Source organism: Microbacterium alcoholitolerans, assembly GCF_050408615.1.
Taxonomy (GTDB): domain Bacteria; phylum Actinomycetota; class Actinomycetes; order Actinomycetales; family Microbacteriaceae; genus Microbacterium.
The window spans coordinates 827437-853850 of the sequence record NZ_JBNTKD010000001.1 but is presented as its reverse complement, the minus strand read 5'-3'; the positions used below and the strand labels follow the sequence as shown (position 1 = coordinate 853850).

Genomic DNA, 26414 nt, shown 5'->3' with positions numbered 1-26414 from the left:
CGCTCGACACCACGCACTCGAATCACGGAGGAAATCATGCTCGTCGCATTCTCAGTCGCCCCATCCGGAACCGGCCGCGAGGACGGCTCGGTCCACGATGCCGTCGCCGCCGCGGTGAAGATCGTCCGCTCCTCGGGGCTGCCGCACCGCACGACCAGCATGTTCACCGAGATCGAAGGACCGGACTGGGACACCGTGATGGATGTCGTCAAGCGCGCCACCGAGGCGGTCGCACCGTTCGGATCACGTATCTCCCTGGTGCTCAAGGCCGACATCCGCCCCGGCTACGAAGGGGAGCTGACGGGAAAGGTCGACCGTCTCGAGGCGGCGATCGACGCCTCCGAAGATCGATAGCATGGTGGGGTGACTCCCTCGACATCCTCGAGGGGTGCGGCGAAGAGGGCGCTCCTCTCTCTCGCCATCGGCAGCTTCGGCATCGGCATGACCGAGTTCGTCGTCATGGGCCTGCTGCCCGACATCGCCGCCGACCTGCTGCCCGCTGTGTGGGAGGTCAGCCCCGAGGATGCCCTGAGCCGTGCGGGCTGGCTGATCTCGCTGTACGCCCTCGGCGTCGTGATCGGCGCACCGACGATCGCCGGATTCGCCGCGCGATTCCCGCGGCACCGCGTCATGATCGTGCTCGCACTCGCCCTGACGCTGTTCAACGCGCTCACCGTGGTGCTGCCGACCTTCGAGCTGGTCGCGCTCTCGCGGCTGCTGGCAGGGCTCCCGCACGGCGCCTACTTCGGCATCGGCGCGCTCGTCGCCGCCGACGTGATGGGGCCGGGCAACCGCGCCAAGGGGGTGGCGTTCATCCTCACCGGGCTCACCCTCGCCAACGTCATCGGCGTGCCGCTCGGCACGTTCCTCGGTCAGCAGTGGGGCTGGCGCGCCGCGTTCGCGGTGGTGACGCTCGTCTTCGCCGTGGGTGCTCTCTGCATCGGGCTCTTCGTGCCGGCGCACCCCGGTTCGCCAGGGCGCACCATGCGAGAGGAACTCGGGGTGTTCCGCATCGGGCAGGTGTGGTTCACGCTCGGCGTCGGGGCCATCGGATTCGGCGGGTTCTTCGCGGTGTACAGCTACATCGCCCCACTGGTGACCGAGGTGTCAGGCGCCGACGAATGGGTCGTGCCGATCGTGCTGGTGCTGATGGGCATCGGCATGACCGTCGGCAACCTCGTCGGCGGGCATCTCGCCGACATCGATCTGCGCCGTACGCTGCTGTGGGGGCTCGCCGCGATGGCGATCGTCTTCGCGGTGCTTGCGCTGGTCTCGCCGTGGATCTTCACCCTCGGCCTGCTCGTGGTGGTCGTCGGTCTCGTCTCATCGGTGCTCAGCCCCACCATCCAGACGCGCCTGATGGACGTCTCCGGCGACAACCAGTCGATCGCAGCGGCGCTGAACCACTCCGCACTGAACGTCGGCAACAGCCTCGGGGCGCTGCTCGGCGGCTCGGTGATCGCTCTCGGCTGGGGTTTCACGGCCCCGGCGTGGGTCGGCGCTGGGCTGGCCGGCGCGGGGCTGCTGATCGCGGTCGTGTCGTACCGCGTCGAAGAACGCCGGGCGCGCACCGCGGTCCCGACCGGGCCGTCGCTCGTAGTGCGCGTCGTAGAGTGACGGGGTGAGCACCTCGCAGCATCCCGCGCCGGATCGACCGTCCGGTTCCGAGAGCGTCCGCACGGGCATCCGCGTCGCCGGCACCGCCGTCGTGCTGCGCGACGGCCGGGAGGGGCTGGAGACCCTGCTGCTGCGCCGTCCGTCGACGGGGTCGTTCGCCGGGGCGTGGGTCTTCCCCGGCGGCCGGGTCGATCCCGCTGATCGCGCGGGCGCGGACGCGGAGTCGGATGCCGCGCGAAACGCGGCAGTGCGCGAGACGGCCGAGGAGGTCGGCATCCGCGTGCATTCCCTGACGTCGCTGTCGTGCTGGGTGCCGCCAGCGGAGACACCCGTGAAGTTCCGCACCTGGTTCTTCCTCGCCCGTGAGCAGGGGGATGAGATCCGCGTCAACGTCGGCGAGATCGAGGACGCCACCTGGATCACTCCGGAGCGCGCGTTCGAGAAGCATGCCTCGGGTGAGCTGACACTCTTCCCTCCCACCTGGGTGACCCTGCACGGACTCCTCGCGCACCGTACGGTCGACGAGGCGATGGACGGCATCCGCGAGCCCGCGCGCTTCGAGACGCGCATGCTGCCGACCGCGGCCGGGATGCGGGCGATGTGGCTGGGTGACGAGGACTACCCGGATGCCCGCGGCGCGGTCGGTGCCCGTCACCGCCTGACGATGGACACGCTGCCCTGGCTCTACGAGCGCAGCTGAGCGGGCTCGCGCATCGGATCAGGACGCGAGCAGTCGCTCCAGATGCTCGCCGACCGGATCGGTCTCGATGAGGAAGCCGTCGTGCCCGAAGTCGCTGGCGAGCACGACCGCCTCGTCGTCGATGAGGTTCGGGATGCTGCGGGCGATGCGCTGCTGCCCATCGACGGGGAACAGGCGGTCGGTGTCGATGCCGAGTACCAGGGTCTTCGCGGTCACGGTGTGCAGCGCCTGCTCGACACCGCCCCGGTCACGGCCGATGTCGTGCGAGTTCATCGCCTCGACGACGGTGAGGTAGCTGTTCGCGTCGAATCGGCGGGTGAACTTGTTGCCGTGGAAGTCGAGGTACGACTCGACGGCGAAGCGCCCGCCGCGCCCCAGCGGTGACACCCCGGACTGCCAGGAGCGCTGAAAGCGCTGGTTCAGCTCGATCGGACTGCGGTAGTTCAGCAGCGCCATGCGGCGTGCGAGTGCGAGTCCGCGATGCGGTCCCTCGCCGAGGCCCGCGTCGTAGTACTCGCCGCCTGCGAAGCGGGGATCCATGCGCACCGTCTCGAGCTGCACGAAGTTCAGCGCGAGCTGGTCGGCTGTGGTGACCGGGGGAGAGGAGAGCACGGCCAGCCGCTCCACGCGCTCCGGTGCCATGACGGCCCACTCGAGCGCGTGCATGCCGCCCATCGATCCGCCGACGACCGCTGCCCAGCGATCGATGCCGAGGTCGTCGGCGAGGCGGAACTGCGCTGCCACCTGGTCGCGGATGGTGAGGTACGGGAAGCGGGATGCCCATTCGCGTCCGTCCGGGGCGATGCTGGCGGGGCCGGTCGATCCCTGGCATCCGCCGAGCATGTTCGGGGCGACCACGAACCAGCGATCGGTGTCGATCGCGGCGCCGGGGCCGACGACGTCGTTCCACCAGCCCGCCGTCGGATGCCCCGCGCCGGCGTCCCCGCGTACGTGGCTGTCGCCCGTGAGCGCGTGCAGGATGAGGATCGCGTTGTCGCGCGCATCGTTCAGCTCGCCCCATGATTCCCAGGCCAGGCGGGCGTTCGGCAGCAACTGGTCGTTCTCTGTGCGGAAGTCGCCCAGGAACGTGAATCGGCGATCTCCGGCGGGATCGCCGTCGCGCCAGGCGCCGGTGGCGGGCGGACGCGCACGCAGCAGGCGCACATCGGCTTCGGTCACGGGTGCCGAGGGCACCGTGTCCTCAGAGGTCGTCTGCCAGTCCATGCGTCCATTCTCGCCTGCCCGGTTGCGGTGCGCTGGCAGGTTACGCGCTCTCGCGTGTGGCGCGTCGGGGGTGGCGCGCGGGGACGTGCGCTTGCGTGCGCGCGTGGCGTGCGCGCTTGCGTGGCGTGCGCGCTTGCGTGCGTGCGTGCGTGTGTGCGCGTGACGGGGAGCCGGATGCTGGTTATGAAGGCCTCATGGACGACATCTGGCTCCCCGCCACGGAGACGGGGAGCCAGATATCGGTAGAGCACTCTTCCTGCACAGAACGGCGAATCGCACGAGTTGTGCACGGATGCTGGAATAGCGCCTTCACGGAGAGCCGACGGCACCCACGATGAGGGGATGCGTCGTTCCCAGCCTCTGCCCCGCCGACTCGGCGACCGATTCACCACGCGTGCCGCTGTTGCCGCGGGAGTGAGCAGGTCGAGGCGCGATGCCCGCGATCTCGCCCGTCCCTTCCACGGCACCCGTGCGGTGCGTGTCCCGGTGACCTTACGCGATCTCATCGACAGCTATCGCACGATAATGCTCGCGGGGCAGACGTTCGTCGGCCGGACGGCCATGCGTCTGTGGGGGCTGCCGCATCCCGTCCTGTGGAACAGATCCGAGCCGCTGCACATCTGTGTCGTGCCGCATGCCGCACCGCCGCGGGGAGCGGGAGTGCGCGGGCGCCGGCTGTCACCGCGGCGGGCGGGGCGGCGGGTGTTCACCGGCGCGGCGGTAGTGGACCCGGTCGCAGCGGTGCTGACGAGCATGCCCGACCTCACGTTCGCGCAGTTGGTGGCCGCGTTCGACGCGCTGCTCACCGACGCCGACAACTATCCGGGGATCAAGGCTCCACGACCATTGGCGACGCGCGAGCAGGTGCGTCAGCGGCTTGAGGAGTGGGGCCGGTTCAAGGGCTGCGCCACAGCGCGCACGGCATTCGGGCTTGCACGCGAGCATGTGGAATCGCCGAAAGAGTCCGAGACGCGAGTGCTGATTGTGCAGGAAGGACTACCGGAGCCTGTCGTGCAGTGGGACGTCTTCGACGGGTCGCGGCTCGTCGCCCGCGTGGATCTGGCATACCCGGACTTGAAGATCGCCATGGAGTATGACGGCGACGGTCATCGAACGGACAAGGAGCAGTGGCGCACGGACATCCGTCGACAGCGCGATCTCGAGCACCTGGGGTGGATCGTGCTCCACCTCACCGAGTCCGACCTCGAGGATCCGGCTGCGTTCATCGCGCAGCTCCGCCGCGCGCTCGCGATCCGTCAATCTTCCGTCGCGTGACGTGAACGCGCGCCTGGCGGGGAGCCGGATGCCGGTTATCGAGGCCTCATAGACGGCATTTGGCTCCCGGCTATGGAGCGGGGGAGCCAAACGCAGGCGCGTGGGGGCGCAGGCGCGTGGGTGCGGCGTGTGCGGAGGCGTGGCGCGGTGCCGGACGCGCAGATGGGGTGCGCGGCGGTGTGCGCGACGCCCGCGTGATGCGGCGCGTGGGTGACGCAGGTGGCCTGGCGGGGAGCCGGATGCCGGTCACGAAGGCCTCATAGACGACATCTGGCTCCCCGACAACGCGTCGGGGAGCCAGATGAAGGCTTGACGATCAGGCGCGAGCGGCCTCGGAGACGCGACGCGCGGCCGCGAGAGCCTGGTCGAGGTCGGCCTTGAGGTCTTCGATGTTCTCGAGACCGAGCGAGAGGCGCACCAGGCCGGGGGTGACCCCGGCGGTGAGCTGCTGCTCGGGGCTCAGCTGCGAGTGGGTGGTGGATGCGGGGTGGATCACCAGCGAGCGCACGTCGCCGATGTTGGCGAGGTGGCTGAACAGCGACAGGCTGTTCACGAATTCGCGACCGGCCTCGACGCCGCCCTTCAGCTCGAAGGACAGCACCGCTCCGACGCCCTTGGGCGCGTACTGGTTCGCCTTCTCGTACCAGGGCGACGTGGGCAGACCCGAGTAGTTCACCGTGGCGACGTCGTCGTGGTTGTCGAGCCACTCGGCGATCTCCTGCGCGTTCTGCACGTGGCGCTCGATGCGCAGCGACAGCGTCTCGATGCCCTGGATGAGGTTCCATGCGCTCTGCGGTGCGATCGCCGAGCCGAGGTCGCGCAGCAGCTGCACGCGGGCCTTGATGATGTATGCGAGTCCGTCGCCGACGGCGGTGGTGTAGCTGGCGCCGTGGTACGAGGGGTCGGGCTCGGTGAGACCGGGGAACTTGTCGACGTGCTTGGACCACTCGAAGGTGCCGCCGTCGATGATCGCACCGCCGATGGTGGTGCCGTGGCCGCCGAGGAACTTGGTGACCGAGTGGATCACGATGTCGGCGCCGTGCTCGAACGGACGGATCAGGTACGGCGTGGCGATCGTGTTGTCGACGATCAGCGGGACGTCGTTCTCGTGCGCGATGTCGGCGATGGTGCGGATGTCGAGCACGTTGATCTTCGGGTTGCCGATGGTCTCGGCGAAGAGCAGCTTGGTGTTCGGACGCACAGCGGCGCGCCACTCCTCGGGGTCGTCCTGGTTCTCGACGAACGTGACCTCGACGCCGAGCTTGGCGAGCGTGTACTTGAAGAGGTTGTAGGTGCCGCCGTAGATCGAGCTGGATGCCACGAAGTGGTCGCCGGCCTGCGCGATGTTCAGAATCGCGAAGGTGGAAGCCGCCTGGCCGCTGGAGAGCACCAGTGCCCCCGTGCCGCCCTCGAGCGCGGCGAGGCGCTGCTCCAGCACGTCCTGCGTCGGGTTCTGGATGCGGGTGTAGATGTTTCCGAACTCCGCCAGCGCGAAGAGGTTCGCGGCGTGGTCGGCATTGTCGAACACATAGGAGGTGGTCTGGTAGATCGGCGTCGCCCGGGACTTGGTCACCGGGTCGGGCGCGGCGCCGGAGTGGATCTGCTTGGTCTCGAAGCGCCAGTTCTCAGCTGCGGACATGAGGTTCTCCCGGAGGTCAGGGTTTCGGGTACGAGGTCGTGCGGCGGATGCCTTGTAGCGAGAGTACGGTTCGCCTTGAACGTCAACAAGCGCCCGGAAATGTTACGTAACACTTCGGTGAGCGGCAATCGCGGCGAAAAGTCGTACGGTGGATGCATGCTGAACAGACGTGCCGTTGTGACGGGAGCCAGTACCGGAATCGGGGAGGCGACAGTGCGTGCGCTGCGCTCCCAGGGGTGGGACGTCGTCGGCGTCGCGCGGCGTGAGCAGCGGCTGGCAGCGCTCGCCGCCGATACCGGCGCGTCGGCGATCGCATGCGACCTCACCGACCCGGATGCCGTGGATGCTCTCGTACAGGAGCTGGAGCGCACCGGGCCCGTGCATGCCCTTGTGCAGGTCGCCGGCGGCGCGCGAGGCACCGACAGCGTCGAGGGCGGTTCGACCGACGACTGGCAGTGGATGTACGACGCGAACGTGCTGTCGACGCAGCGCCTGGTCGCGGGGCTGCTTCCGCTGCTGCGCAAGGCCGCCTCAATCGACGGTCACGCGGACACGGTGTTCGTCACCTCGACGGCCGCGCAGACCCCCTACCCTGGCGGATCCGGCTACAACGCGGCCAAGGCCGCCGAGTCGATGCTGGTGAAAGTGCTCCGGCAGGAGTTGAACGGCGAGCCCATCCGCGTCGTCGAGGTGGCACCGGGCATGGTGCACACCGAGGAGTTCACCCTGAACCGTCTCGGTGGCGACAGTCTCGCGGCCGAGGCCGTGTATGCCGGGGTCGAGGAACCACTGCTCGCCGCGGACGTCGCGGACATCATCGCGTACGCGCTCAACGCTCCCCGCCGCGTGAACCTCGACCTGATCACGATGCGTCCTGTCGCACAGTCCGCTCAGCACCTGCTGGCCCGCGGCCCGCTGCACGTGCGCACCGACGTCGACTGATGCCGCAGAGCCTCGCCGAGCTGGCCGATGCCGGACTGATCGATCCCGGCTGGGCGAACGCCCTCGCACCGGCGCAGCCGCTGATCACTGCACTGGGCGAACGCCTGCGCGCCGAGCAGAGGGCCGGCGTCGGCTACTTGCCGGCCGGCGAGAACGTGCTGCGTGCCTTCCGGCGACCGCTCGCCGATGTGCGGGTGCTGATCACCGGTCAGGACCCGTACCCGACGCCAGGGCACCCGATCGGGCTGTCGTTCGCCGCCGAGCAGCACGTGCGTCCGCTGCCGCGCAGCCTCGGCAACATCTACAAGGAGCGCGAGAGCGATCTCGGGATCCCGTCGGCAGCGCACGGCGACCTGAGCGCCTGGAGCGATCAGGGCGTGCTGCTGCTGAACCGGGTGCTCACCGTCCGCCCCGGCGAAGCCGGATCGCACCGCGGCTGGGGCTGGGAGAAGGTCACCGAGCTGGCGATCCGCACACTCGTCACCCGCGACCAGCCACTGGTCGCGATTCTGTGGGGCCGGGATGCCGCGGGCGTGAAGCCACTGCTCGGCGACACGCCCGTGATCGAGTCGGCACATCCCTCGCCGCTCTCCGCTCGACGCGGCTTCTTCGGCTCGCGCCCCTTCTCGCGCGCGAACGCGCTGCTGCGCCAGCAGGGCGCCGCGCCCATCGACTGGCGGGTGCAGGGCGAGGCATGAGCGCCCCGCGGATTCGTCCGGTGGCGGATGCTGACATCCCCGCCATCCGAGACATCTACAACCACTACGTGCGCGAGTCGACCGTCACCTTCGACGAGGTCGAGTCGACGGACGCGTCCTGGCGGGAGAAGAGAGAGCGGGGCGCCCTGGCGGGCATCCCGTTCCTGGTCGCCGAATCGGATGCCGGTGAGCTGCTCGGCTACGCGACGGGCCACCCGTGGTCGCCGAAGTCGGCGTACCGCTTCACGATCGAGAACTCCATCTACCTGGCGCCGACCGCGGCGGGGCGGGGGATCGGGTCGGCGCTGCTCGCGGCGTTCTTGAACGGCTGTCGGCAGGCGGGTCTGCGACAGGTGATCGCAGTGATCGCAGACAGCGGAGCCGAGGCGTCGATCGGGCTGCATCGGAAGGCCGGATTCGTCGAGGCCGGGCGCCTGGTCGATGTGGGGGAGAAGTTCGGCGAGTCCATCGGAGTCCTCTTCCTGCAGAAGACGATCCCGCAGCCCCTCCTCACGGAATCGCCTACTGCGGTGGCCGTGGGATGACCGGGATCGCCGCGAGCAGCCTCTTCGTGTAGTCCTCCTGGGGGCGCTGCAGCACGGCATCCGTCGTTCCGCGCTCGACGATGCGGCCGTCCTTCATCACCGCGACCGTGTCGCTCAGGTTCTGGACCAGCCCGATGTCGTGCGAGACGACGATCAGGGTCAGTCCCTCCTCGGCGCGCAGACGCTCGAGAACCGCGAGCACCTGAGCTCGGACCGTGACATCCAGTGCCGACATCGGCTCGTCTCCGACGAGGATGCGGGGGCGGTGGGCGATAGCCCTTGCCAGCGCGATGCGCTGGCGCTGCCCTCCGGAGAACTCGTGCGGATGCCGGTCGGCCATGTCGGCTTCGAGACCCACCTGCTCGAGAACCTCGCGCACTCGCGCGCGGTGGTCGCCGGGGATGTCGAGCGCCCACAGCGGCTCCGCGATGATCTGCCCGGCGCTCATCCGCGGGTCCAGTGACGCGTACGGATCCTGGAAGACGAGACCGGTCTGCCGACGCAGCCAGTGCAGGGAGCGGGCGGATGCCCGGGCGTCCACCTCGCGGCCATCCACGAGCACGCGACCGGACGTGGGGCGGTCAAGGCCGAGCAGCAGCCGCACGAGCGTCGATTTGCCCGACCCCGATTCGCCGATCAGGCCGAGCGATTCTCCGTCCGCGATGGCGAGGTCGGTCGGGTGCAGCGCCACGTTCGCCCGTGCCCTCTCGAACAGGTGACGTCGCGGCACGGGGAAGCTCCGGCTCAGGCCCTCGGCGCGCAGCAGGCTCATGAGGCGCCGCCTTCCGGTCGCCACAGCGTGGTCGTCGCGTCCCTCAGCAGCGACTGGGTGATCGGCGAGGACGGCGCGCTCAGCAGCGTCGAGATCGGCGCCGACTCCACGACGCGACCCTCGTCGAGAACGACACCGTGCGTGGCGACCTGGGAGAGCACGGCAAGGTCGTGCGTGATGAAGACGAGTGACATGCCCTGCTCCGACACCAGCGAGAGCAGCAGCTGCAGCACTTCGGCCTGGATGGTCACATCGAGCGCCGTGGTCGGCTCGTCCGCGATGAGCAGATCCGGGCGGCATGCGAGCGCCATGGCGATCGCGACGCGCTGCCGCTGACCACCGGATAGCTGGTGCGGGTAGCGGTCGACGATGGACTCCGGGTCCGGCAGGCGCACTCGCGCGACCTCGGCGATCGCGCGCTCGCGCGCCTCGCGGCGACCGATGCGGTCGTGGATGCGCACGGATTCGGCGATCTGCCGGCCGACCGTGCGGATGGGGTTGAGCGCGGTTCTCGGCTCCTGGAAGACCATGCCGATCTCGTCGCCCCGGAGCCCTGCGAGCTCCCGATCGGGCATCCCGACCAGCTCGGTGCCGTTCCAGCGGATGCTGCCGCTGACCGTCGCCGATTGCGGCAGCAGCCCCAGCACAGCCATGGCCGTCAGTGACTTTCCGGAGCCCGACTCGCCGATCAGGCCCAGTCGTTCACCGTCGGCGACAGCGAACGAGATGCCGTCCAGGAGCCGCCGGCCGCCGATCTCGACGACGAGGTCGTTCACCTCGAGACTCATGCGACCACCTCCGGCACGTGCACCTGCGCGGCGCGCCTGGACAGGGTGGGGTCGGTCGCCTCGCGCAGCGCGTCGCCGAGCAGGTTCAGCCCCAGTACCGTCAGCGTGATCGCGAGGCCAGGCCAGACCACGGTGAGCGGGTGCACGCCGATGTAGCGCTGCAGATCGGCCAGCAGCGTGCCCCAGGAAGCCTCGCCGAGCGACGCGCCGAAGCCGAGGTACGACAGCCCGGCCTCGGCGAGGACGGCGACTGCCATCGACCAGGACAGCTGCACGATGAACACCGGTGCGACATTGGGCAGCAGGTGCCGCGCGAGGTTCTGTCCACTGGTGAGGCCGCTGGCGCGGCCGGCGAGAACGAAGTCGCTCTTCTGCACACGACGCAGCTCGGGCCGGGTGACGCGGGCGATGCTGACGCCGAAGCCGATGCCGACCGAGAACACGACCACCCACAGCGAGCCGCCCCACACCGCAGAGATCATCATCGCGATCATCAGCACGGGGAAGGCGATCAGGATGTCGACGAGCACGGCGACGGTCTCGCGCATCCAGCGGGCGGTGAGCGCGCCGAGCGCGGCCAGCAGCACGCCGACGATCGTGGCGATGATGCCGGCGCCGATCGCCACGAACACGGTCGTGCGGGCTCCTGCCATCAGCAGGCTGAGGATGTCCCGTCCGGTGCCGTCGGTGCCGAGCAGGTGCGGCCATCCGGGTGCTGCCCAGCGGCCCCGGATGTCGGAGATCATCGGGTCGAACGGCGTCCAGAAGATCGACACGACGGCGGTCAGCGCGATGAGCAGCACGATCACGACGCCGAACCATCCGGTCGCCGACGACAGCAGGACACGCAGCCAGCGGGGCATCAGGCGGCCTCTCTCTGCCGTGGGTCGATCGCGTGGTGCACCAGGTCGACGACGAAGCCGACGATCAGCACGAAGCCGGTGAGCACCAGCAGCTCGCTCTGCACCTTGATGAGATCCCGGGTGCCGACGTCGGCCACCAGCATCCGACCGATGCCGGGCAGGGTGAACAGCTGCTCGATGACGACTGAGCCGACGATGATGCCGGCCACCTGCAACCCGAGCACGGTGACGATCGAGAGCCCGACTGCCGGAATGCCGTGGCGCACCAGCGCCTGACGCCGTGTGAGGCCTTTCGCCGCGGCGGTGCGGACGAAGTCCTGATCGGATGCCTGGAAGGTGGCGCTGCGCACGAAGCGCATGAGCATCGCGCCCTCGACCAGGCCGATCGTCAGTGCGGGCAGCAGCAGCGCCTCGAACGCCTTATCGGGTGTCGCCCAGCCGCTGCGCGGGAAACCCTGCGCCGGCAGCCAGCCGAGCCAGTGCGCGAAGACGACGACGAGGATCATGCCCGCCCAGATGACCGGAACCGCGGCGACGGCCTGCGCTCCGACACTCATCGCGGTGCCGCCGGCGCGACCGCGCAGCATGGCCGAGAGGATTCCGAAGGGAACGGCGATCAGCAGCGCGATCGTCAGCGCCATCAGCCCGAGCGGGACCGTCACGCGGGACTTCTCCAGGAGCTCCTCCGTCACCGACGCACCGCTCAGCTGCGAGGTGCCGAGGTCTCCTCGGAACACGCCGCCGATCCAGTCGAGATACTGCGCGAACAGCGGCCTGTTCAGCCCGAGCGACTCGCGCAGCGCTTCGACGGTCTCCTTGCTCGCCTGCGTGCCCGCGATCAGCTGCGCCACGTCGCCGGGGAGCACCCGAAGGGTGAGGAAGATCACCACGCTCGACACGAGGAGCCCTGCGATCAGCAGGGCCCCTCGTACGAGCGTGTAGCGCAGCACCGGTCAGTCTGCGGACTTGGTGACGCCGGCGAGGTTGATGCGAGAGTTGATCGAGTCCTCCGGGAAGCCCGACACCGCGGGGGTCAGCGCCGTCAGGGTCGCGCCGTTGTAGAGCCAGTCGGCGGCGTGGTCCTCGGACACCATCCGCGCAGCCTCCGCGAGCAGCTCTGCGGACTTCTCCGGATCGATCTCGGTCTGCGACTCCTGGTAGAGGCGCTGCACCTCGGGGTTGTCGTAGTTGAAGTAGTAGTCGGGGTTCGCCCAGTTGCCGAAGTCGCGCGGCTCGACGTGCAGCACGAAGCTGAGCTCGTAGTCGTGGTTGGTGTAGACGTCCTCCAGCCAGGTGGCGAACTCCACGCGGTTGACCTCGAGAGAGACTCCGACCTTCGAGAGGTCCGAGATGAGGACCTGTGCGACGGTGGTCCCGTAGAACGACGGGATGGTCAACGTGAGATCGAGCTCTTCGTGACCTGCCTCGGCCAGCAGCTCCTTCGCCCTCGCCGGGTCGTACGGCGCGAGTTCGGAGAGGTCCTCGTAGCCGGGGTCGAGCTCCGGGATCGGGCCGTAGAGCGTCTGGCCCGCACCGACGGCCTCGACGAGTGCCTCGTGGTCGATCGCAAGGCGCAGCGCCTCGCGCACCTTCACATCGTCCAGCGGGGCCTTGGCGTTGTTGAACGCCAGGGTCGCCTTGTCGGTGGTGCGACCGGTGGTGATCCGGAAATCCCCCGAGTCCTCCAGCTGCGGAACGAGGTTCGGGTCGACAGCCGTCAGCACGTCGAGGGTGCCGTCGAGGGCCGCGTTCACGCCGGCGGTGAAGTCGGGGATGTACTGGAAGACGACCTCGCCGATCGTCGCAGGGTCGCCCCAGTAGGTGTCGAAGCGGTCGAAGGTGATCGCGCTTCCCTTGGCCCAGCGCTCGAGGATGAACGGGCCGGTGCCGTTCTCCGCGGTCTTCAGATCGGTGGTGTCGCCGTTCTTGAACACGAGACCCGCGGGCCCGGTGAGGACGAACAGGAAGTTCTGATCGGGCTGCGCCAGCGTGATCACGACGGTGGCCGGGTCGGGAGCGGTGATCGCGCTGACGCCGGCGAACTCGGCGTTGCCCTGCACCGTGGCATCCGACTTCACGGTCTGGTACGACGCGACCACGTCGGCGGAGGTCATCGCCGTGCCGTCGTGGAAGGTGACGCCCTCGTTGAGCGTGAAGGTGTAGGTGAGCCCGTCCGGCGAGATCTCGTAGGAGCTCGCCAGACGCTCGGTGATCTCGTTGTCCTGTGTGCGGGTCACCAGCCCCTCGTAGATGTTGTCCACGAGGATCTGCTCGAGCGCGGCGCCGCTGGTGTGGCGGATGTCGAGATTCGTCGGCTCGAGCACGAGGCCCACGCTGAGCGTGGCTTCCGGGTCGGGAGTTCCCGTCGAAGTGGCGGTGGGTTCGGGCGCGGAACCGCTGCAGGCGCTGAGTGCGAGCGCGCCGACGGCGAGCATGCCGATAGCGGCCAGTCGGACCGATCGGGTTGCGGTGATTCTGGAACGCAAGGTTCGTCCTCTCGAAGGATGCTGTGTCAGGTGTCGTGCGCCGCGCGGGTCAGCGGCGGTGTCGGGTCAGGGATTCGGCGGCGATCGAGGCGAGGGACGCCGGCTGGGTCTCCTGGACGTTGTGGCCGGCGTCGACGACGACGACGGATGCCGCAGGAAGCCTGCGGGAGAACTCGGCGACGTCGGCGTCCTGGAGGAAGCCATGCGTTCCGCGCACGAGCGTGACCGGTGCCGTCACGGTCGTGAGCGGTGCCCACGGGTCGGCGGATTCGTCGCGGCCGGTGCCCTTCAGCGCATCGAAGGCCCGACCGAGGATGTGCGCGAAGTGATGCTTCCATTCCACGCGCCCGTCATCGCGCACGCGCGTATTGAGATGGACGCCGCGTTCGGTGTCGGCTCGGCTGCCGCCGAACCCGAAGGCCTCGGCGCGCTCGACGGCGGCCTCGCGCGACTCGAAGTCGGTGACCTGGTAGAACTCGCGCAGGATGGCGGGTGCGGCGTCGGTGTCGAGGCCGGGGACGATGTCGACCAGCACGAGTTCGCGGACGAGATCCGGATGCTGCGCCGCGAGCACCGCGGCGGTGAGACCGCCGAGGGAGTGTCCGACGAGCACCTGCGGCTGCGTCGTCCAGGCGGACATCGCGACCGCGACGTCGGCGGCGAGGGTGGCGGGGGAGTAGTCGACGTCTTCGCGCCATGTCGAATCGCCGTGCCCGGCGAGGTCGATGGCCAGCGCGGGTCGGTTCAGCAGGAGAAGCACCGAGTCCCAGGTGTGCGCGTTCAGGCCGGCGCCGTGCAGCACCGTCACCTCGGGCGCCTCGTCGCCGAAGCGCAGGGCGCTGAGCATGCGCCCGTCGGCGAGCTGCATGGAGATGCGCTGCACTGCAGGTGCCGAGGTGCCCAGCGCGTCGGCCTGCGCAGGAAGGTAGCGGAACTCGCTGGTGTCGTGTGCCACGGCGATATTCTCCTATCGGAAAGGGTCAAGCGGGAAATGCGGGATCAGGTTGCCAAGTTCTAGCGCGTAATATGCAGCGAAATGGAAGATATGTTCCCTGCGGGCTTGGTCAAGTGCACTCGCGGCCGCCGGGGCCGTTCGGCTCAGGTCGCCTAGGCTGGAGGAATGAGAACGCCGCCGGGATCCCGGGTCACCCGATGAACGTCATCCGCATCCCCGGGGTCACCAACCTGCGCGATGTCGGCGGCATTCCCGTCGGCGCGTCCCGCGTTCGCACCGGTTCGCTGCTGCGCTCAGGCAAGCTCGCGCGACTGACTCCCGAGGGCGACCGCATGCTGCGTGAGCGTGTTCGGCGCGTCGTGGATCTGCGTGACGACGCCGAGGTGCGGGCCGAGCCCTCGGCGCTGACAGACGTTCCGACGGCGCGCGTCCCGCTGTTCCTCGGGTCGACCGCGTCGTTCTTCGCTGACGACATCGATCTCGCGGGCATGTACCGTCAGCTCATCGACGACTCGGCCGACAGGCTCGCGGAGGCGGTGCGGATCATCGCTGCGGGTGAGCCGACGCTCGTGCACTGCACGGTGGGCAAGGATCGCACCGGTGTCACAGTCGCGCTGGCGCTGAGCGCAGTCGGAGCCGATCGTGACGCGGTCGTCGCCGACTACGCGCTCACGGCGTCGCAGCTGCCGGAGGAGCGCACGCGTGCCGTCGTGGACTATTTCCGCGCCAACATGCCGGATTCCCGTCATGCGATCCAGCTCGCCACCGAGTCGCCCGCGCCCGTCATGGCCGCGCTGCTCGCCGAGATCGACGACCGCTTCGGCTCGGCTGCGGAGTACCTCAGAAGCGCAGGGATGACCGGGGTCGAACTGGACGCGCTGCGCCGCGGCCTCGTGGAGTGAGACCGCCTTGCGAGCATCGGCTCCCAGGCAAGGAAGGTAAGGCATGCCTTGGTTGGGTGTAGACTCGTTTCATCATGAGCACCATTGACGTCGTCGGCACCCGCGCCGCGCGTGGCACCCGCCGGGCCGCGCGCCGCCCGCAGGTTCAGCACCTCATCACCGCCGACGAGAATTCCCTCGCCGAGCTGGAGGCGCTGCTGACGACCCTGCCTCTGTGCGCGGTGGGACGCGTGTTCATCGAGGTCGCGGAGCCGGCGGATGTCAGTGTCATCACTGCGCCCCCGCGAATGACCATCACATGGCTGCCGCGCTCGCGGTCCGGCCGCGGACGGCTGCCAGCCGGCGAAGCGCTGACCCGTGCGGCTGTGGCCTGGGCGGATGAGATGCTCTGCGACGAGATCGAGTCGACGCTGCGCACCGAGGCGACACTGCTGGGCGGCTACCTGAGCACAGCCGACATCGTCGATCACCTCACCGAGCGGCACGGCCTCGATTCCGCGTCGATCCACGCACCGGCGCGCTACGGGCTGCTCGTCCGCTGACCCGGACGCCGGCGCACATATCCGCCGTCCTCGAGCCCTGCTTCGATCTCGAACCGATTACGCAGAGGGTTCCTTCCCGCGAACAAGTACAGCACCGGCATCAGGAAGCCATAGCGCTGCCATTGCGCCTTGTGCACCCGCTCGTGCCGCAGCACCGCATCTGACGGGCTCGCATCACCGGTGAGGAAGCACCCGCCCACGCAGACGCCACCGCGCATGAAGGTCGTCTTCGGCATGCCGCGGAACACCCACAGACCCTCGCGCCGCTCGACAGGGCCGGTGCTCCACAGCGAACCCCACACCCAGCCGACCGCTGTACCCCACCAGTAGCCGACACGGCTGATGGGGGAGCGCAGCAGGAAGGACGGGATCCGCCGGTCGAAGCGGCGTCCGCGCTGCAGGATGCGCTCGGCCTCGAGTCGCCACTCGTCGCTCACGCCACCGAGCCGATCAGACGCAGGATCGCACCCATGTCGTGCACGGCGTCCTCGACCTGGCGCGGTGCGAATCCGGCGATGGTGGCGCCGGCGATCGGCATCCGCTCTCGCACTCTCCTTATCGCGGCCACCAGCGCGGCCGCACCGACGCCGAACGGCGCGGCGTCCGAGACGCCGGCCAGCTCGGCGGGATCGAGCACATCCACGTCGATGTGCACCCAGACGCGGGCGGCCCCCGTCGCCTCGACCGCCGCGGCGACGGCATCCGCATCATCGACGTCGGCGGAGCTGAGACTCGTCAGCTTTGCGAGCTCATCCTCCTCGCGTGCATCGATGTTTCGCGCGCCGAGCACGACGACCCGCTTACGAGGGATGCCCGGCGACAGCGCGAGCTGCGGTTCGCCCTCGCCGAGCACCGCTCGCAGCGCCATGCCCGAGAACGCGCCGGAGGGAGAGGAACTCGGGTCATGCAGGTCGCCGTGCGCGTCGCACCACAGCACGGCGACGTCCGAGGCGTCGATCGCGGACAGGGCGAACACGCTCACACTGCAGTCGCCTCCGATGATCACGGCGGTCTGATCGGAGTGCGCCATCGCCTCGCGGACCAGTTCGCGCACTCGCAGCAGCGAGCTCAGCCGGTGCACTCCGGTCCCAAGCGATTCGCCGGCCTCGAGCGGGACGTCGAGGGTGACGGTGTCCTTGCGCGGCAGATCGCCGCAGATGGCAGTAGCACCGTCGACGAGCAGCATCGCACGCGCGGAGGGCGAGCCCTGCCACTGCGGAGTGATGAGGAATCGGGTCATGAGGTTCTCCGTGGCGAGAGAGGAAGGGCGGGAGCCGCTCGGCCCCCGCCCTCCGGAATCACTCTGCTTCGAGAGCGGCCTGCGGGCGTCCGCCGGCCTTCAGCTCGGCGAGGCGAGCCTCGACCTCGGTGAGCTCACCGAGGTCCTCCAGGCTCTCGAACTGAGCATCCAGCGACGAGGCGGCGATCTCCGCCTTGCCCTGGGCGAGTGCCTCCTGGCGGCGGATCTTGTCCTCGAAGCGTCCTAGCTCGCTGGTCGGATCGAGAACGTTGATCGAGCCGATGGCATCCTGCACCTTGGTCTGAGCCTCGGCGACCTTCGCGCGGGCGAGGAGCTCGCTGCGCTTGGTCTTCAGCTCGCCGAGCTTGTCCTTCATGCCGTTCAGGCCGGACTTCAGCTTGTCGACGATCTCGGTCTGCGTGGCGATCTGCGGCTCGGCGGATGACGCCTCGCGCTCGGCGCTGATCTGGCGCTGCAGGGCGATCTTGGCGAGGTTGTCGAACTTGTCTGCATCCGTCGCGTTGCCTGAGCCGCGCAGCGCATCGGCCTTGCGGCTCGCCGCGATGGCCTTGTTGCCCCAGTCCTTCGCCGCCTGAATGTCCTCCTGGTGGTCGCGCTCGAGAAGGCGCAGGTTGCCGATCGTCTCGGCGATGGCCGACTCGGCCTCGGCGATGTTGTTGGTGTAATCGCGCACGAGCTGGTCGATCATCTTCTGCGGGTCCTCGGCGGAGTCGAGGAGCGAGTTGATGTTCGCGCGGACGAGGGTCGAGATGCGCCCGAAGATGGACTGCTTGGTCATAGGTTGTTCCTTTCAGAGGGACTGTGGAGGTCGGTGGTCGTGTCTGCGTGGATGAAGCGGGAGCTGATCAGAAGCGACCACCTCCGGAACGGCCGGAGCGACCGCTTCGGCCGCCACCGCCACCGAAGCCGGAGCTGCGGAATCCGCCGCCCCCGCTGGATCGCCAGCCGCTGCTGCGCGAGGAGCTGCGGCCGGAAGAACCGCCGCCGGCCAGCAGCCCGCCGATGATGCCCCCGAGGATGTCGCCGGCGAGGCCCGAGCCGCCGGAGCCGCTCATCGAGCCCCCGAAGAGACCCCCGCCGCCCCAGCTGACATCCTGGTTCATCTGCCGGCTGTACGCGTCCACGTCGCTGCGCGCGTAGTACGACGCCTGGCGGGCGAGTTCGAGCGCGCGCTTCGACGCGGTCAGCGCAGCGGCCTCATCCGCCGTCTGCAGCCCGATCGCCTCGTTCAGCGCCGCCTCGGCCTGCGACAGGCGGGTGCGGGCGGAGGATCCGACCGTGCCGCGCCGCGTCTCGATGTACGAGCGTGCGGCGCGGACTTCGGAGTTCGCCTGGGTGAGCGTCTGCGCGAGCAGATCCTTCTGGCGCTGAGCCCTCGCGACAGCCTCGTGACCGGCGGCCAGCGCGGCATCGATCTGGCTGTTGGCGGCGGTGAGCGCCTCAAGCGCGCGCTGCGGGCTGCGCCCGGAGCCTTCGAGGTCGGCTTGCGCGCGCTGCAGCTGCTGCCGGGTGGCCGCCGCGGCGGCGGCCAGCGTGCCACCAGTGTCCGGCAGCGTGCCGGCCGTCGCGATGTCGGTCTGCAGCTCGGCGATCAGCGCGTGCGCCTGGGTCTCGATGGACTCGAGTTCGCTGCCGAGTGTCGTGATCGCCTCGATCAGCTGCGCGGACTGCGCGACGGACTGCTCCGCGGTGCGGATCGCGAAGGCTGCAGGCCCCGTCTCGCCGGAGGCGATGGATTTCGCGGCGGCGTCGATGGCGCGATCGGCCAGCGCTGCGCGCTCCTGGGCCTGGGTCGGGTTGTCTGCCACGGTGCTCAGCGCGTCCGCGTCGTACTGCGCCGTCAGCGCTGCCAGGGCCGGCGCTGCCTCGGCGAGAGTCGCATCGAGGGCAGCCCGCTCGCCGCGGACCCGCTCGAGCTCCTGGGGGGCGTTCTGCTGCAGCGCACGCAGTTCATCGAATGCCTCGGTGTTGTCGTCGAGGACGTCGTTGATCTCCTCGCACAGCCGGATGATGCGGATGTGCCATGCACGGCGATCGTGGATGGTGTCCTCGATCTCGTCGTCGAGCTTCTGCCTGAGGTCGAAGGCCTCGGACATCTTCGCCTTCGCGGCCTCGATCACCTGCGTGAAGCCCTCGGTCGCCTGATCGCCGAACTGCGCGATTGCGAAGCCGAGCTCCTCTCTGCTCGAGGTGATCGCGTCGTCGGCACGCACCAGCGCGGACCCTGCCTGGGCCTCGACCTGCTCGTCGGTGAGCGTGGAGAACGGGTCGTTCGGGTCCGGAGTGGCTGGCATCGCGCCCCTGGCGCGGATGGCTGCTTCTCGACGCCGCTTCGCGACCGTCCTGACGATCAGCCAGATCACGAGTGCGACCACCGCGATCGCGGCCAGCACCAGCACCATGCGCAGCATGCCGGCTCCGCCGTCGCCCTGGATCTCGTCGGCGGCCAGCGCGATCGCTCCGCTCCAATCGCTCTGTGCGAGCAGCGGCTGGATCTTCTCCTCGATGGCATCCAGCTGGCCGTCGCTTAGCGGACCGCCGGCAGCCGCGGAGATGTAGTACGCGCGCTGGTCTACTGCGACCGCGAGCAGGTACTGCTCGGGACCGAGGTTGTTCTGCTCGGCGACCGTGTCGGCCCACTCGATGCGATCGGACGGCGAGGTGAACTCATCGACGAACACGACGAAGAGGTCCGCGGAGGAGTTCTCGGTCAGCTCCTGCAGACGCGCCTCGGCGGCTGCTTCCTGATCGGAGGAGAGGACGCCCGCGGCATCCGTGACGTACCCGGCGTCGAGCTGGAGCGGATCCGTGGCCCAGGCGGCGGACGCCGTGAACGCTCCGATCATCGCCGCCAGCAGCACCGCCACAGGCGTCAGCCACCGTGTTCGCATAGTGTTCCCTCCACCGGCAGCCACGCCCCCGTGTGACGAGTCTATGCACTGCCGCCGACGCGCGACAGCATCCGCTGGCGGTTCTGCGTTCGCCGTCAGCGCAGGCACATACGCTTGAGGGCATGGACGACAGATACGGGACTGACGTTCTCGCCGACGGGTGGCGGGAGCGGGGCGCGGTGAAGGCGGCCGACGTTGCGGCAACCAAGGATCTCGTGGTCGAGGTGGCCGATGACGGCTACTGCGGCGCCGTGACCAGGATCGAATCGGGCATGGTCGAACTGGAGGACTGGAAGGGACGCCGGCGCAGCTTCCCGCTCGGCGGCGGCTTCATGATCGATGGCAGGCCGGTGCGTCTGGTGGTGCCATCGCGTGCGCAGCACGGGCGCCGGCGCACGGCATCCGGATCGTTCGCCGCAGCCGACGACCGCGCGCGCACCGCGCTGCCCAGCCGCATCCTCGTCGAGGGCCGCCACGACGCCGAGCTCGTGGAGAAGGTCTGGGGTGCCGACCTGCGCGTCGAAGGCGTCGTCGTCGAGTACCTGCAGGGCATCGACAAGCTCGACGAGCTGCTCGCCGAAGCGCCGCCGACCTCGACGCGCCGCTACGGCGTGCTCGTCGACCATCTGGTCGCGGGCTCGAAGGAGACCCGCATCGTCGAGCAGATCATGCGCGGGCCGCACGGCGCTCACCTGAAGATCGTCGGGCATCCGTACATCGACGTCTGGCAGTGCATCACGCCCGCCGCGATGGGCATCCGGGCCTGGCCACAGATCCCGCGCGGCACCGACTGGAAGACCGGCATCTGCCGGGCTTTCGGCTGGCCGGCCGAGGAGCAGGCGGACATCGCCCGCGCGTGGCAGCGCATCCTCTCGCGCGTGACGACATTCCGCGATCTCGAGCCGGCCCTGCTCGGCCGGGTCGAAGAGCTGATCGACTTCGTCACCGATCCCCACGCCCACTGAACCCAGGGGCCGCATCCGTCGTTCGCAGCGCCCGGCTACCCTGGAGGGATGCCAGAACCACGCACCTTCCGCGACGAGCCGGTCTCGTTCGTGCGCCGCAGCGGTCGCATGTCCGAGGGGCAGGAGCGCGCGTTCGCCGAGCTCTCCCCGCTCTACCTGCTCGACGTTCCCCGTGACGTCGCGTTCACCTCGGTGCACCCCGAGGCGCGGCTGGATCCGGCATCCGCCTACAAGCGCACCGCCCCGCTGATCGTCGAGATCGGCTCGGGTCAAGGCCACGCGATCATCTCAGCGGCATCCGCTCGACCCGACGTCGACTTCCTCGCCGTCGAGGTGTTCCGCGCGGGACTCGCGCGCACCATGCTGGATGCGGATGCCGCCGGCATCCGCAATCTGCGCCTGGTCGAGGCGAACGCCCCTGAGGTGCTCTCCACCTACCTTCCCGAGGCCTCGGCCTCGGAAGTGTGGATCTTCTTCTCCGACCCGTGGCACAAGAAGCGCCACGTCAAGCGCCGACTCATCCGTCCCGGCTTCCCTGCGACGGCCGCCAGGGCGCTCGAGGACGGCGGGATGCTGCGTCTCGCCACCGACTGGGAGGACTACGCGCTGCAGATGCGCGAGGTGCTCGATGAGGCGCCCGAGTTCGAGCGAGCGTTCGAGGGGGAGTGGGCCGAGCGCTTCGACGGACGCGTGATGACCGCCTTCGAGCGCAAGGGCATCGCGAAAGGACGGGAGATCCGCGACCTGACCTACCGCCGGGTTCCTCGCGCGTGACGAAGGGGGGCGCGGGAACGATCCTCGCCGCGTCGCTCGTCTGCGCCGCGGCACCGGCGTTCTTCGTGCTCGCCTGGACGTGGGCGGGGTGGGCGCTGCTGCTCGCCGGAGTGGGGTGCGCCGCGCTGATCGAGAGGCGTCGGATGCTGGCATCCGACCCTTCCCTCACTCGCGATCTCTCACTGATCGGTCTCGGGATGCTGATCGTGCACGCCATCTCGCTCGAGGCGCAGCTCGACAACCTGGCGATGCTGCGCTTCACGCTCGCGCTCGGCGGTGCTGTCGTCGTGCCGTACGTGGTGTCGCGCTTCGTGTTCCGCGACCGGGCGATCTCCTTCCCGTGGCGCACGCGGAAGCGCTGGGCCGCATGGCAGTGGGGCTGGCTGGTGGCCGTGCTGGTGCTCGGGTGGCTGATCCTGCCGTTCTATTTCATCACCAGCGGCGTCTACCAGAACTGGCCGGTCGTGGACGATCCCGACCTCATCGCGCGGCTCTTCGTCGGAGTCGGCGCAGTCGGGATCTGGGACGAGCTGTTCTTCATCTGCACCGTGTTCGCTTTGCTGCGCCGCCACATGCCGAACGTCACAGCGAACCTGCTGCAGGCCGTGGTCTTCGTGTCGTTCCTGTGGGAGCTGGGCTACCGCGAGTGGGGGCCGGCGCTGACGATCCCGTTCGCTCTGCTGCAGGGCTGGATCTTCCTGCGCACGCACTCGCTCGCCTACGTCGTCACGGTGCATCTGCTCTTCGACGCCGTCGTGTTCGCCGTGCTGGTGCACGCCCACAACCCGGGCCTGCTGCCGATCTTCCTGGTGTGACGAGCGCGGTGGGGCCAGACTTTCGCTGCCTCACCCCCGCAGGATGAGTTCCGCGCTGCGGGTGCGGGGGAGGTGCCACGATGCTACCGACGTGATCGTCACGAGGAAAGGTAGCCACATGTCATTCTGGGAATCCCTCTGGTCCATCTTCTGGTGGATGTTCTGGGCATACATCTTCGTCGCGTACCTGCTGGCGCTGTTCACCGTGCTGATGGACATCGTCCGCGACCACACGCTGAACGGCTGGGCGAAAGCCATCTGGATCCTGTTTCTGGTCTTCGTGCCGTTCCTCACGGTGCTGGTATACCTGATCGCCCGTGGCAGCGGCATGGGCGAGCGCTCGCGAAAGTCCTATCTCGATGACCGGGCAGCGTCCGATGCGTACATCCGCGATGTCGCGGGGTCGGCTTCGGATCCCGCTCAGCAGATCGAGAAGGCATCGCAGCTGCTCGCATCCGGTGTGATCACCGATGCCGAGTTCGCTCAGCTCAAGGCCAAGGCGCTCGCCTAGCCATCGGACGGACGGGGTCGCGATGAAGCCCTTCACGCTCGGTCCTGTCGAGCTCACGATCATCGCGCTGGAATCCGAGAATCCCACGCCGGCATTCCTGGCGGCGCTGGCAGCACAGGTGGATGCCGGCACCGTCCGGCTCATCGATTTCGTCGTCCTGGCGAAGTCGATGGATGACGAAGTGACGATAACCGAAGTCGATCGCGAGGAGTATGCGCTCGCCGGGATCGACCTCAGCGCATGCGGGCTCGCCGGTTACGAGGACCTCAGCACCCTGGCCGACCGCATGCCTCGCGGCACATCCGCCGCGGTGATCGCCTTCGAGCCTGTCTGGTCCCGCACGCTGGAGGCTCAGCTCGCGGAGGCCGGTGCCGCGGTGATCGGCACGGAGCAGATTCCGGCGGTGGTCGCGAATGCGATCGTGGAGCTCTCGGCCGATCTCTGACCTTCAACCGATATGACCGGAGGGAGACATCATGCTCACGCTGAGCCGGGCCGGACGCCCCGGGCTGATCGCGCTCACACGTCGAGCGCGGGCGATACCGGGCGTCTCGATCGAGCTGGAGAGACTGGCGCTTCTGCACGAGTCCGGCGGACTCAGCGACGACGAGTTCACCGCCGCGAAGAATCGGGTCATCGGCCACGTCAGCTGAGCAGGCGCAGCGCCTCACGACGGGAGGCCACGCCGAGCTTGCGATAGATGGCACGCTGATGCGTCTTGATCGTATTGATCGAGACCTCCAGCACCTGGGCGATCTCAGCCATCGTCCTGGTCGTGCGCAACTGGTCGAACACGGCCTTCTCCCGTTCGGAGAGCAACTCGAGCGGCGAGTTCGCCTCCTGCGGCCGCAGGCAGCCCGCGACGAAGTCCTCGTGGCGGGTGCCCCACGCCAGATGCTCGGTGAGCAGCTGACGCATCTCCAGATCTCCGTCGCAGAACGGACGGCGCACACCCTCCCTCGCGGCGATCTCCAGCGCCTGCTCGCAGAGACTGTGCGTGAGCTCGAGATTGTCGCGGCGGCGCTGCACCATCGCCGCCGTGGCCAGGGTCGCGATCTGGACGTAGGAGATGCTCTGATAGCCGACAAGGCGGCGGAGCATCTTCCACGCGGTCATCGGATCGCCTGCGCGCCGCACGATCCCGGCGAGGATGACGCTCACCAGAGGCAGGTTGTCGGATTCGGCGTATCGTGCGGCGATCGACACCGCACGATCACGCTGTCCGGCGGATTCGGCGAGGGCGGCCAGAGAGGCATGCCGAAATGCCGTCCACGACACACCCTGGGCCTCCCGTGGGGGCAGTTCCTGCAGTTCGAGCCCGGCACGGCGCCGAGCCTCGGGATCCTTCGAAGCAGCCGCCGTGAGTGCGAGGATCATCCGTGCCACACCCGCGAAGGTGCGCTTCCCGCTCCCACTTCCGATCACTCGCGCGCACGACTGGAATGCACCGGGGAGATCGTCGGAGAAGTAGGCGATCAACCCCGCTGCGGTCGAAGCGCCCCCGCCCGCATAAGAATGCCACGAGCCCTCGTCGTCCAGGTGCTCGCCGAGGCGGCTGAGGAGCTCTTTCGCCTGCCTCAGGTCTCCGGCCCAGGCGAGGACGAACGCGAGGTGGCTGAGCGCCCGGCGATGCAGCGCGTCCTCGCCGATCGCTTCCGCTTCCTGCGCGGCAGCCGAGAGCAGTTGAATGGTTCGCTCGGGATCGTTGCGGTGCCGCATGTGCGTCCATCCGAGCAGGTAGAGCAGGGCGGCGTGATCCTGAACGCTCTCGCGATCGAGGTTCTGCATCTGCGACTGCACGATCGCACTGACGCGGGTGACCTCGGCGCGATCGTCGAGCAGGAACAGCTGCGCGCGCGGCAGGCTCAGCGTGAACGCCGGGTCGTCCACGCCGGCCGAGGCGCGTGCCTGCGCACGTGCCTCGGCGCTGGCCAGCAGGAGCCTGGCCACGTCCTGCGCTCCGGCGATGTCCTGCGCACATGCGCGCACCAGCAGCACGGTCGGGTCCTGTGCGTACGGATCCGGAAGCGTCATGCAGACCCGTTCGAGCATCGCCGACTCCGCTCCCACCACGATGCCCACCCAGTGCGAGTGGATCGTGGAGACCGCGGCGTCGAAATCTCCGGCATCGATCCAGTGCAGCACGGCCGTGAGCGGATCGCTGGTCTCGAAGAAGCGCGCTGCGGCGCGATGCAGCGCCGTGGGCATTCCCGGCTGGTGCAGCTCGAGTATCTCGTTGCAATGGCGCGCGAACTTCGAGTGCCACCGGTACACGGGCCCGTGATCGGTGTCGAATCTGTCAAGGAACAGTCCCATCGCGACACATTCGTGGAGCAGCCGCTCCGCATCATCGCGATCCGCGAGCACTGCGGCGAGTTCGACCGTGAGATCCGGGCAGATGCTGGTGCGCAGCACGAACTCCGCCGTCTCGGGAGACAGGCCGCCGAGGACGTGTTCTCGGATGTAGTCGCGCATGAGCTCGTCATCGTGGCCGTCCCGCGAGATCGGACGCACACCGGTCAGCTGCACCACCTGGATGGCGATGGGCCATCCGCGCGTCTCCTCGAGGACGATCTCGGGAGTGACATCGGTATCGAGGCCGGAGAGCATGCCGGTGATCTCGTCGAGGTCGAACGCCAGCTGGTCGGCGCGGATGCAGGACTCCGGATGAGTCAGCACCCGCCTAGTCAGTGAGAGCTCGACGTAGCTGGTGCCGACGATGATGATGCGCAGTGGCTCAGGGCCGGTGTCGATCAGGGCGCCCAGCAGGCCAGCGCTGAGGGCCTCCCTCGCCCTGTGCGCATCGTCGATGACCAGGTAGACGGGCTCCCGCGCGCCATCGAGGGCATCCGAGAGCCGTTCCAGGGTATCGCCGGTGTCGTCCGAAGCCGTATCGATGTCCAGGATGCCGGTCAGCTCGGTGTCGATGGAGCGAGCCAGCGATTGGAGGGCCTGAGTGATCCCGGTGCCGAGCCGGTGCGGGTCGGCGTCGAATGCGCTGAGCGTGAGCCATGCGACCTGGCCGGCATTGGAAGCAGCCCATGCGCTGACCGCAGAGGTCTTCCCATAGCCGCTCGGCGCTGTCACCACGGTCACGCGCTCCTGGGAGAGGGTGGCATCGATCAGCGCCTGCACGCGCGGACGATCGACGTGCCCCGACGGCCGCTTCGGCGGCTGGAATCGCGCCCATCTGGCCGCGCGCGATGGCGAGCTGGGCAGCGACATACGAACAACGTAGCTTCGCGAAAC

At 68.8% G+C, this 26414-nt stretch carries 28 protein-coding genes; 15 read left to right on the top strand and 13 right to left on the bottom strand.

The genetic code is table 11. The annotated features are described in order from the left end of the window. Positions 1 to 36 precede the first annotated feature (36 nt). From ACQUSX_RS04165 to ACQUSX_RS04155, 3 genes are read left to right on the top strand one after another with little or no spacing between them, the layout of a single operon-like run. The gene (locus ACQUSX_RS04165; RefSeq protein WP_428905701.1) at positions 37 to 354 is read left to right on the top strand and encodes a thiamine-binding protein; all 318 of its coding nucleotides are present in this window, start codon (positions 37 to 39) and stop codon (positions 352 to 354) included. 9 nt (positions 355 to 363) lie between these two features. Further along, positions 364 to 1617, top strand: coding sequence for an MFS transporter (locus ACQUSX_RS04160; RefSeq protein WP_428905700.1), 1254 nt, complete (start codon positions 364 to 366; stop codon positions 1615 to 1617). Between the two features lie 4 nt (positions 1618 to 1621). Then, entirely contained in the window at positions 1622 to 2317 is a 696-nt protein-coding gene (locus ACQUSX_RS04155) for an NUDIX hydrolase (RefSeq protein WP_428905699.1), read from the top strand. Between the two features lie 18 nt (positions 2318 to 2335). Here the strand turns inward: ACQUSX_RS04155 and metX are convergent, their stop codons facing one another. After that, positions 2336 to 3541, bottom strand: a complete 1206-nt coding sequence (gene metX, locus ACQUSX_RS04150; RefSeq protein ID WP_428905698.1) for a homoserine O-acetyltransferase MetX — start codon at positions 3539 to 3541, stop codon at positions 2336 to 2338. Between the two features lie 342 nt (positions 3542 to 3883). On the opposite strand from metX, the gene ACQUSX_RS04145 reads away from it, so the two are divergent. After that, positions 3884 to 4816, top strand: coding sequence for an endonuclease domain-containing protein (locus ACQUSX_RS04145; protein ID WP_428905697.1), 933 nt, complete (start codon positions 3884 to 3886; stop codon positions 4814 to 4816). A gap of 316 nt (positions 4817 to 5132) precedes the next feature. Here ACQUSX_RS04145 and ACQUSX_RS04140 read toward each other — a convergent pair whose 3' ends face one another. Next, positions 5133 to 6455, bottom strand: a complete 1323-nt coding sequence (locus ACQUSX_RS04140) for a bifunctional o-acetylhomoserine/o-acetylserine sulfhydrylase (RefSeq protein ID WP_428905696.1) — start codon at positions 6453 to 6455, stop codon at positions 5133 to 5135. A gap of 156 nt (positions 6456 to 6611) precedes the next feature. Between ACQUSX_RS04140 and ACQUSX_RS04135 the strand changes: the two genes are divergently transcribed. From ACQUSX_RS04135 to ACQUSX_RS04125, 3 genes are read left to right on the top strand one after another with little or no spacing between them, the layout of a single operon-like run. Beyond that, a complete protein-coding gene (locus ACQUSX_RS04135) occupies positions 6612 to 7397 on the top strand; it encodes an SDR family oxidoreductase (protein WP_428905695.1) in 786 nt (261 codons plus the stop codon). Further along, the gene (locus ACQUSX_RS04130; RefSeq protein WP_428905694.1) at positions 7397 to 8095 is read left to right on the top strand and encodes a uracil-DNA glycosylase; all 699 of its coding nucleotides are present in this window, start codon (positions 7397 to 7399) and stop codon (positions 8093 to 8095) included. Before ACQUSX_RS04135 ends, ACQUSX_RS04130 begins: the two co-directional genes overlap by 1 nt. Continuing rightward, positions 8092 to 8640, top strand: coding sequence for a GNAT family N-acetyltransferase (locus tag ACQUSX_RS04125; RefSeq protein WP_428905693.1), 549 nt, complete (start codon positions 8092 to 8094; stop codon positions 8638 to 8640). Before ACQUSX_RS04130 ends, ACQUSX_RS04125 begins: the two co-directional genes overlap by 4 nt. On the opposite strand, the gene ACQUSX_RS04120 is transcribed toward ACQUSX_RS04125, so the two are convergent. The 6 genes from ACQUSX_RS04120 to ACQUSX_RS04095 form a co-directional block, all read right to left on the bottom strand. Continuing rightward, a complete protein-coding gene (locus ACQUSX_RS04120) occupies positions 8618 to 9412 on the bottom strand; it encodes an ABC transporter ATP-binding protein (protein WP_428905692.1) in 795 nt (264 codons plus the stop codon). The two genes, ACQUSX_RS04125 and ACQUSX_RS04120, sit on opposite strands and share 23 nt — an antisense overlap. Then, positions 9409 to 10200: an ATP-binding cassette domain-containing protein gene (locus tag ACQUSX_RS04115; protein ID WP_428905691.1), complete on the bottom strand. Its 792-nt coding sequence runs from the start codon at positions 10198 to 10200 to the stop codon at positions 9409 to 9411. The genes ACQUSX_RS04120 and ACQUSX_RS04115 overlap by 4 nt, the downstream gene beginning before the upstream one ends. Next, positions 10197 to 11063 carry an ABC transporter permease gene (locus ACQUSX_RS04110; RefSeq protein ID WP_428905690.1) on the bottom strand — a complete coding sequence of 289 codons (867 nt, stop codon included), beginning with the start codon at positions 11061 to 11063 and terminating at the stop codon, positions 10197 to 10199. The genes ACQUSX_RS04115 and ACQUSX_RS04110 overlap by 4 nt, the downstream gene beginning before the upstream one ends. Further along, on the bottom strand, positions 11063 to 12013 hold the full coding sequence (locus ACQUSX_RS04105) for an ABC transporter permease (protein WP_428905689.1): 951 nt from the start codon (positions 12011 to 12013) through the stop codon (positions 11063 to 11065). Before ACQUSX_RS04105 ends, ACQUSX_RS04110 begins: the two co-directional genes overlap by 1 nt. A gap of 3 nt (positions 12014 to 12016) precedes the next feature. After that, positions 12017 to 13498: an ABC transporter substrate-binding protein gene (locus ACQUSX_RS04100; protein WP_428907583.1), complete on the bottom strand. Its 1482-nt coding sequence runs from the start codon at positions 13496 to 13498 to the stop codon at positions 12017 to 12019. 100 nt (positions 13499 to 13598) lie between these two features. Continuing rightward, a complete protein-coding gene (locus ACQUSX_RS04095) occupies positions 13599 to 14504 on the bottom strand; it encodes an alpha/beta fold hydrolase (protein ID WP_428905688.1) in 906 nt (301 codons plus the stop codon). Positions 14505 to 14701: 197 nt separating this feature from the next. On the opposite strand from ACQUSX_RS04095, the gene ACQUSX_RS04090 reads away from it, so the two are divergent. Beyond that, the gene (locus ACQUSX_RS04090) at positions 14702 to 15406 is read left to right on the top strand and encodes a tyrosine-protein phosphatase (protein ID WP_428905687.1); all 705 of its coding nucleotides are present in this window, start codon (positions 14702 to 14704) and stop codon (positions 15404 to 15406) included. A 74-nt stretch (positions 15407 to 15480) separates the two neighbouring features. Then, positions 15481 to 15948 (top strand): SIP domain-containing protein, encoded by a 468-nt coding sequence (locus ACQUSX_RS04085; RefSeq protein ID WP_428905686.1) that lies wholly within the window; start codon positions 15481 to 15483, stop codon positions 15946 to 15948. On the opposite strand, the gene ACQUSX_RS04080 is transcribed toward ACQUSX_RS04085, so the two are convergent. From ACQUSX_RS04080 to ACQUSX_RS04065, 4 genes are all read right to left on the bottom strand, one after another. Next, positions 15927 to 16385 carry a Fe-S oxidoreductase gene (locus ACQUSX_RS04080; protein WP_428905685.1) on the bottom strand — a complete coding sequence of 153 codons (459 nt, stop codon included), beginning with the start codon at positions 16383 to 16385 and terminating at the stop codon, positions 15927 to 15929. The genes ACQUSX_RS04085 and ACQUSX_RS04080 overlap by 22 nt on opposite strands. Next, on the bottom strand, positions 16382 to 17188 hold the full coding sequence (locus tag ACQUSX_RS04075; protein WP_428905684.1) for an arginase family protein: 807 nt from the start codon (positions 17186 to 17188) through the stop codon (positions 16382 to 16384). Before ACQUSX_RS04075 ends, ACQUSX_RS04080 begins: the two co-directional genes overlap by 4 nt. Before the next feature lie 58 nt (positions 17189 to 17246). Beyond that, entirely contained in the window at positions 17247 to 17987 is a 741-nt protein-coding gene (locus ACQUSX_RS04070; protein WP_428905683.1) for a PspA/IM30 family protein, read from the bottom strand. 67 nt (positions 17988 to 18054) lie between these two features. Beyond that, positions 18055 to 20100: a TPM domain-containing protein gene (locus ACQUSX_RS04065; RefSeq protein WP_428905682.1), complete on the bottom strand. Its 2046-nt coding sequence runs from the start codon at positions 20098 to 20100 to the stop codon at positions 18055 to 18057. A gap of 122 nt (positions 20101 to 20222) precedes the next feature. Here ACQUSX_RS04065 and ACQUSX_RS04060 point away from each other — a divergent pair, with 122 nt between their 5' ends. The 6 genes from ACQUSX_RS04060 to ACQUSX_RS04035 all read left to right on the top strand — a co-directional run bounded on the left by ACQUSX_RS04060 (position 20223) and on the right by ACQUSX_RS04035 (position 23818). Further along, positions 20223 to 21065, top strand: coding sequence for a DUF3097 family protein (locus ACQUSX_RS04060; RefSeq protein WP_428905681.1), 843 nt, complete (start codon positions 20223 to 20225; stop codon positions 21063 to 21065). A 48-nt stretch (positions 21066 to 21113) separates the two neighbouring features. Further along, complete coding sequence (gene trmB / locus ACQUSX_RS04055) at positions 21114 to 21839, top strand: tRNA (guanosine(46)-N7)-methyltransferase TrmB (RefSeq protein WP_428905680.1); 726 nt, start codon at positions 21114 to 21116, stop codon at positions 21837 to 21839. Continuing rightward, a complete protein-coding gene (locus ACQUSX_RS04050) occupies positions 21836 to 22654 on the top strand; it encodes a CPBP family intramembrane glutamic endopeptidase (RefSeq protein WP_428905679.1) in 819 nt (272 codons plus the stop codon). The genes trmB and ACQUSX_RS04050 overlap by 4 nt, the downstream gene beginning before the upstream one ends. Before the next feature lie 118 nt (positions 22655 to 22772). Continuing rightward, positions 22773 to 23165, top strand: coding sequence for an SHOCT domain-containing protein (locus tag ACQUSX_RS04045; protein ID WP_428905678.1), 393 nt, complete (start codon positions 22773 to 22775; stop codon positions 23163 to 23165). Between the two features lie 22 nt (positions 23166 to 23187). Next, positions 23188 to 23610, top strand: a complete 423-nt coding sequence (locus tag ACQUSX_RS04040; protein WP_428905677.1) for a DUF6325 family protein — start codon at positions 23188 to 23190, stop codon at positions 23608 to 23610. A 31-nt stretch (positions 23611 to 23641) separates the two neighbouring features. Then, entirely contained in the window at positions 23642 to 23818 is a 177-nt protein-coding gene (locus ACQUSX_RS04035) for a hypothetical protein (RefSeq protein ID WP_428905676.1), read from the top strand. On the opposite strand, the gene ACQUSX_RS04030 is transcribed toward ACQUSX_RS04035, so the two are convergent. Then, positions 23811 to 26390 carry a winged helix-turn-helix domain-containing protein gene (locus tag ACQUSX_RS04030; protein ID WP_428905675.1) on the bottom strand — a complete coding sequence of 860 codons (2580 nt, stop codon included), beginning with the start codon at positions 26388 to 26390 and terminating at the stop codon, positions 23811 to 23813. The two genes, ACQUSX_RS04035 and ACQUSX_RS04030, sit on opposite strands and share 8 nt — an antisense overlap. Between the last annotated feature and the right edge of the window lie 24 nt (positions 26391 to 26414).

Coding starts and splice junctions, on each gene's coding strand:
- ACQUSX_RS04145 (WP_428905697.1), top strand. CDS start 3,884: ATGCGTCGTTCCCAGCCTCTGCCCCGCCGACTCGGCGACCGATTCACC.
- ACQUSX_RS04030 (WP_428905675.1), bottom strand. CDS start 26,390: ATGTCGCTGCCCAGCTCGCCATCGCGCGCGGCCAGATGGGCGCGATTC.
- ACQUSX_RS04075 (WP_428905684.1), bottom strand. CDS start 17,188: ATGACCCGATTCCTCATCACTCCGCAGTGGCAGGGCTCGCCCTCCGCG.
- ACQUSX_RS04070 (WP_428905683.1), bottom strand. CDS start 17,987: ATGACCAAGCAGTCCATCTTCGGGCGCATCTCGACCCTCGTCCGCGCG.
- ACQUSX_RS04125 (WP_428905693.1), top strand. CDS start 8,092: ATGAGCGCCCCGCGGATTCGTCCGGTGGCGGATGCTGACATCCCCGCC.
- ACQUSX_RS04115 (WP_428905691.1), bottom strand. CDS start 10,200: ATGAGTCTCGAGGTGAACGACCTCGTCGTCGAGATCGGCGGCCGGCGG.
- ACQUSX_RS04100 (WP_428907583.1), bottom strand. CDS start 13,498: ATGCTCGCCGTCGGCGCGCTCGCACTCAGCGCCTGCAGCGGTTCCGCG.
- ACQUSX_RS04135 (WP_428905695.1), top strand. CDS start 6,612: ATGCTGAACAGACGTGCCGTTGTGACGGGAGCCAGTACCGGAATCGGG.
- ACQUSX_RS04120 (WP_428905692.1), bottom strand. CDS start 9,412: ATGAGCCTGCTGCGCGCCGAGGGCCTGAGCCGGAGCTTCCCCGTGCCG.
- ACQUSX_RS04060 (WP_428905681.1), top strand. CDS start 20,223: ATGGACGACAGATACGGGACTGACGTTCTCGCCGACGGGTGGCGGGAG.
- ACQUSX_RS04110 (WP_428905690.1), bottom strand. CDS start 11,063: ATGCCCCGCTGGCTGCGTGTCCTGCTGTCGTCGGCGACCGGATGGTTC.
- ACQUSX_RS04140 (WP_428905696.1), bottom strand. CDS start 6,455: ATGTCCGCAGCTGAGAACTGGCGCTTCGAGACCAAGCAGATCCACTCC.
- ACQUSX_RS04130 (WP_428905694.1), top strand. CDS start 7,397: ATGCCGCAGAGCCTCGCCGAGCTGGCCGATGCCGGACTGATCGATCCC.
- ACQUSX_RS04065 (WP_428905682.1), bottom strand. CDS start 20,100: ATGCGAACACGGTGGCTGACGCCTGTGGCGGTGCTGCTGGCGGCGATG.
- ACQUSX_RS04045 (WP_428905678.1), top strand. CDS start 22,773: ATGTCATTCTGGGAATCCCTCTGGTCCATCTTCTGGTGGATGTTCTGG.
- trmB (WP_428905680.1), top strand. CDS start 21,114: ATGCCAGAACCACGCACCTTCCGCGACGAGCCGGTCTCGTTCGTGCGC.
- ACQUSX_RS04040 (WP_428905677.1), top strand. CDS start 23,188: ATGAAGCCCTTCACGCTCGGTCCTGTCGAGCTCACGATCATCGCGCTG.
- ACQUSX_RS04035 (WP_428905676.1), top strand. CDS start 23,642: ATGCTCACGCTGAGCCGGGCCGGACGCCCCGGGCTGATCGCGCTCACA.
- ACQUSX_RS04085 (WP_428905686.1), top strand. CDS start 15,481: ATGAGCACCATTGACGTCGTCGGCACCCGCGCCGCGCGTGGCACCCGC.
- ACQUSX_RS04165 (WP_428905701.1), top strand. CDS start 37: ATGCTCGTCGCATTCTCAGTCGCCCCATCCGGAACCGGCCGCGAGGAC.
- ACQUSX_RS04090 (WP_428905687.1), top strand. CDS start 14,702: ATGAACGTCATCCGCATCCCCGGGGTCACCAACCTGCGCGATGTCGGC.
- metX (WP_428905698.1), bottom strand. CDS start 3,541: ATGGACTGGCAGACGACCTCTGAGGACACGGTGCCCTCGGCACCCGTG.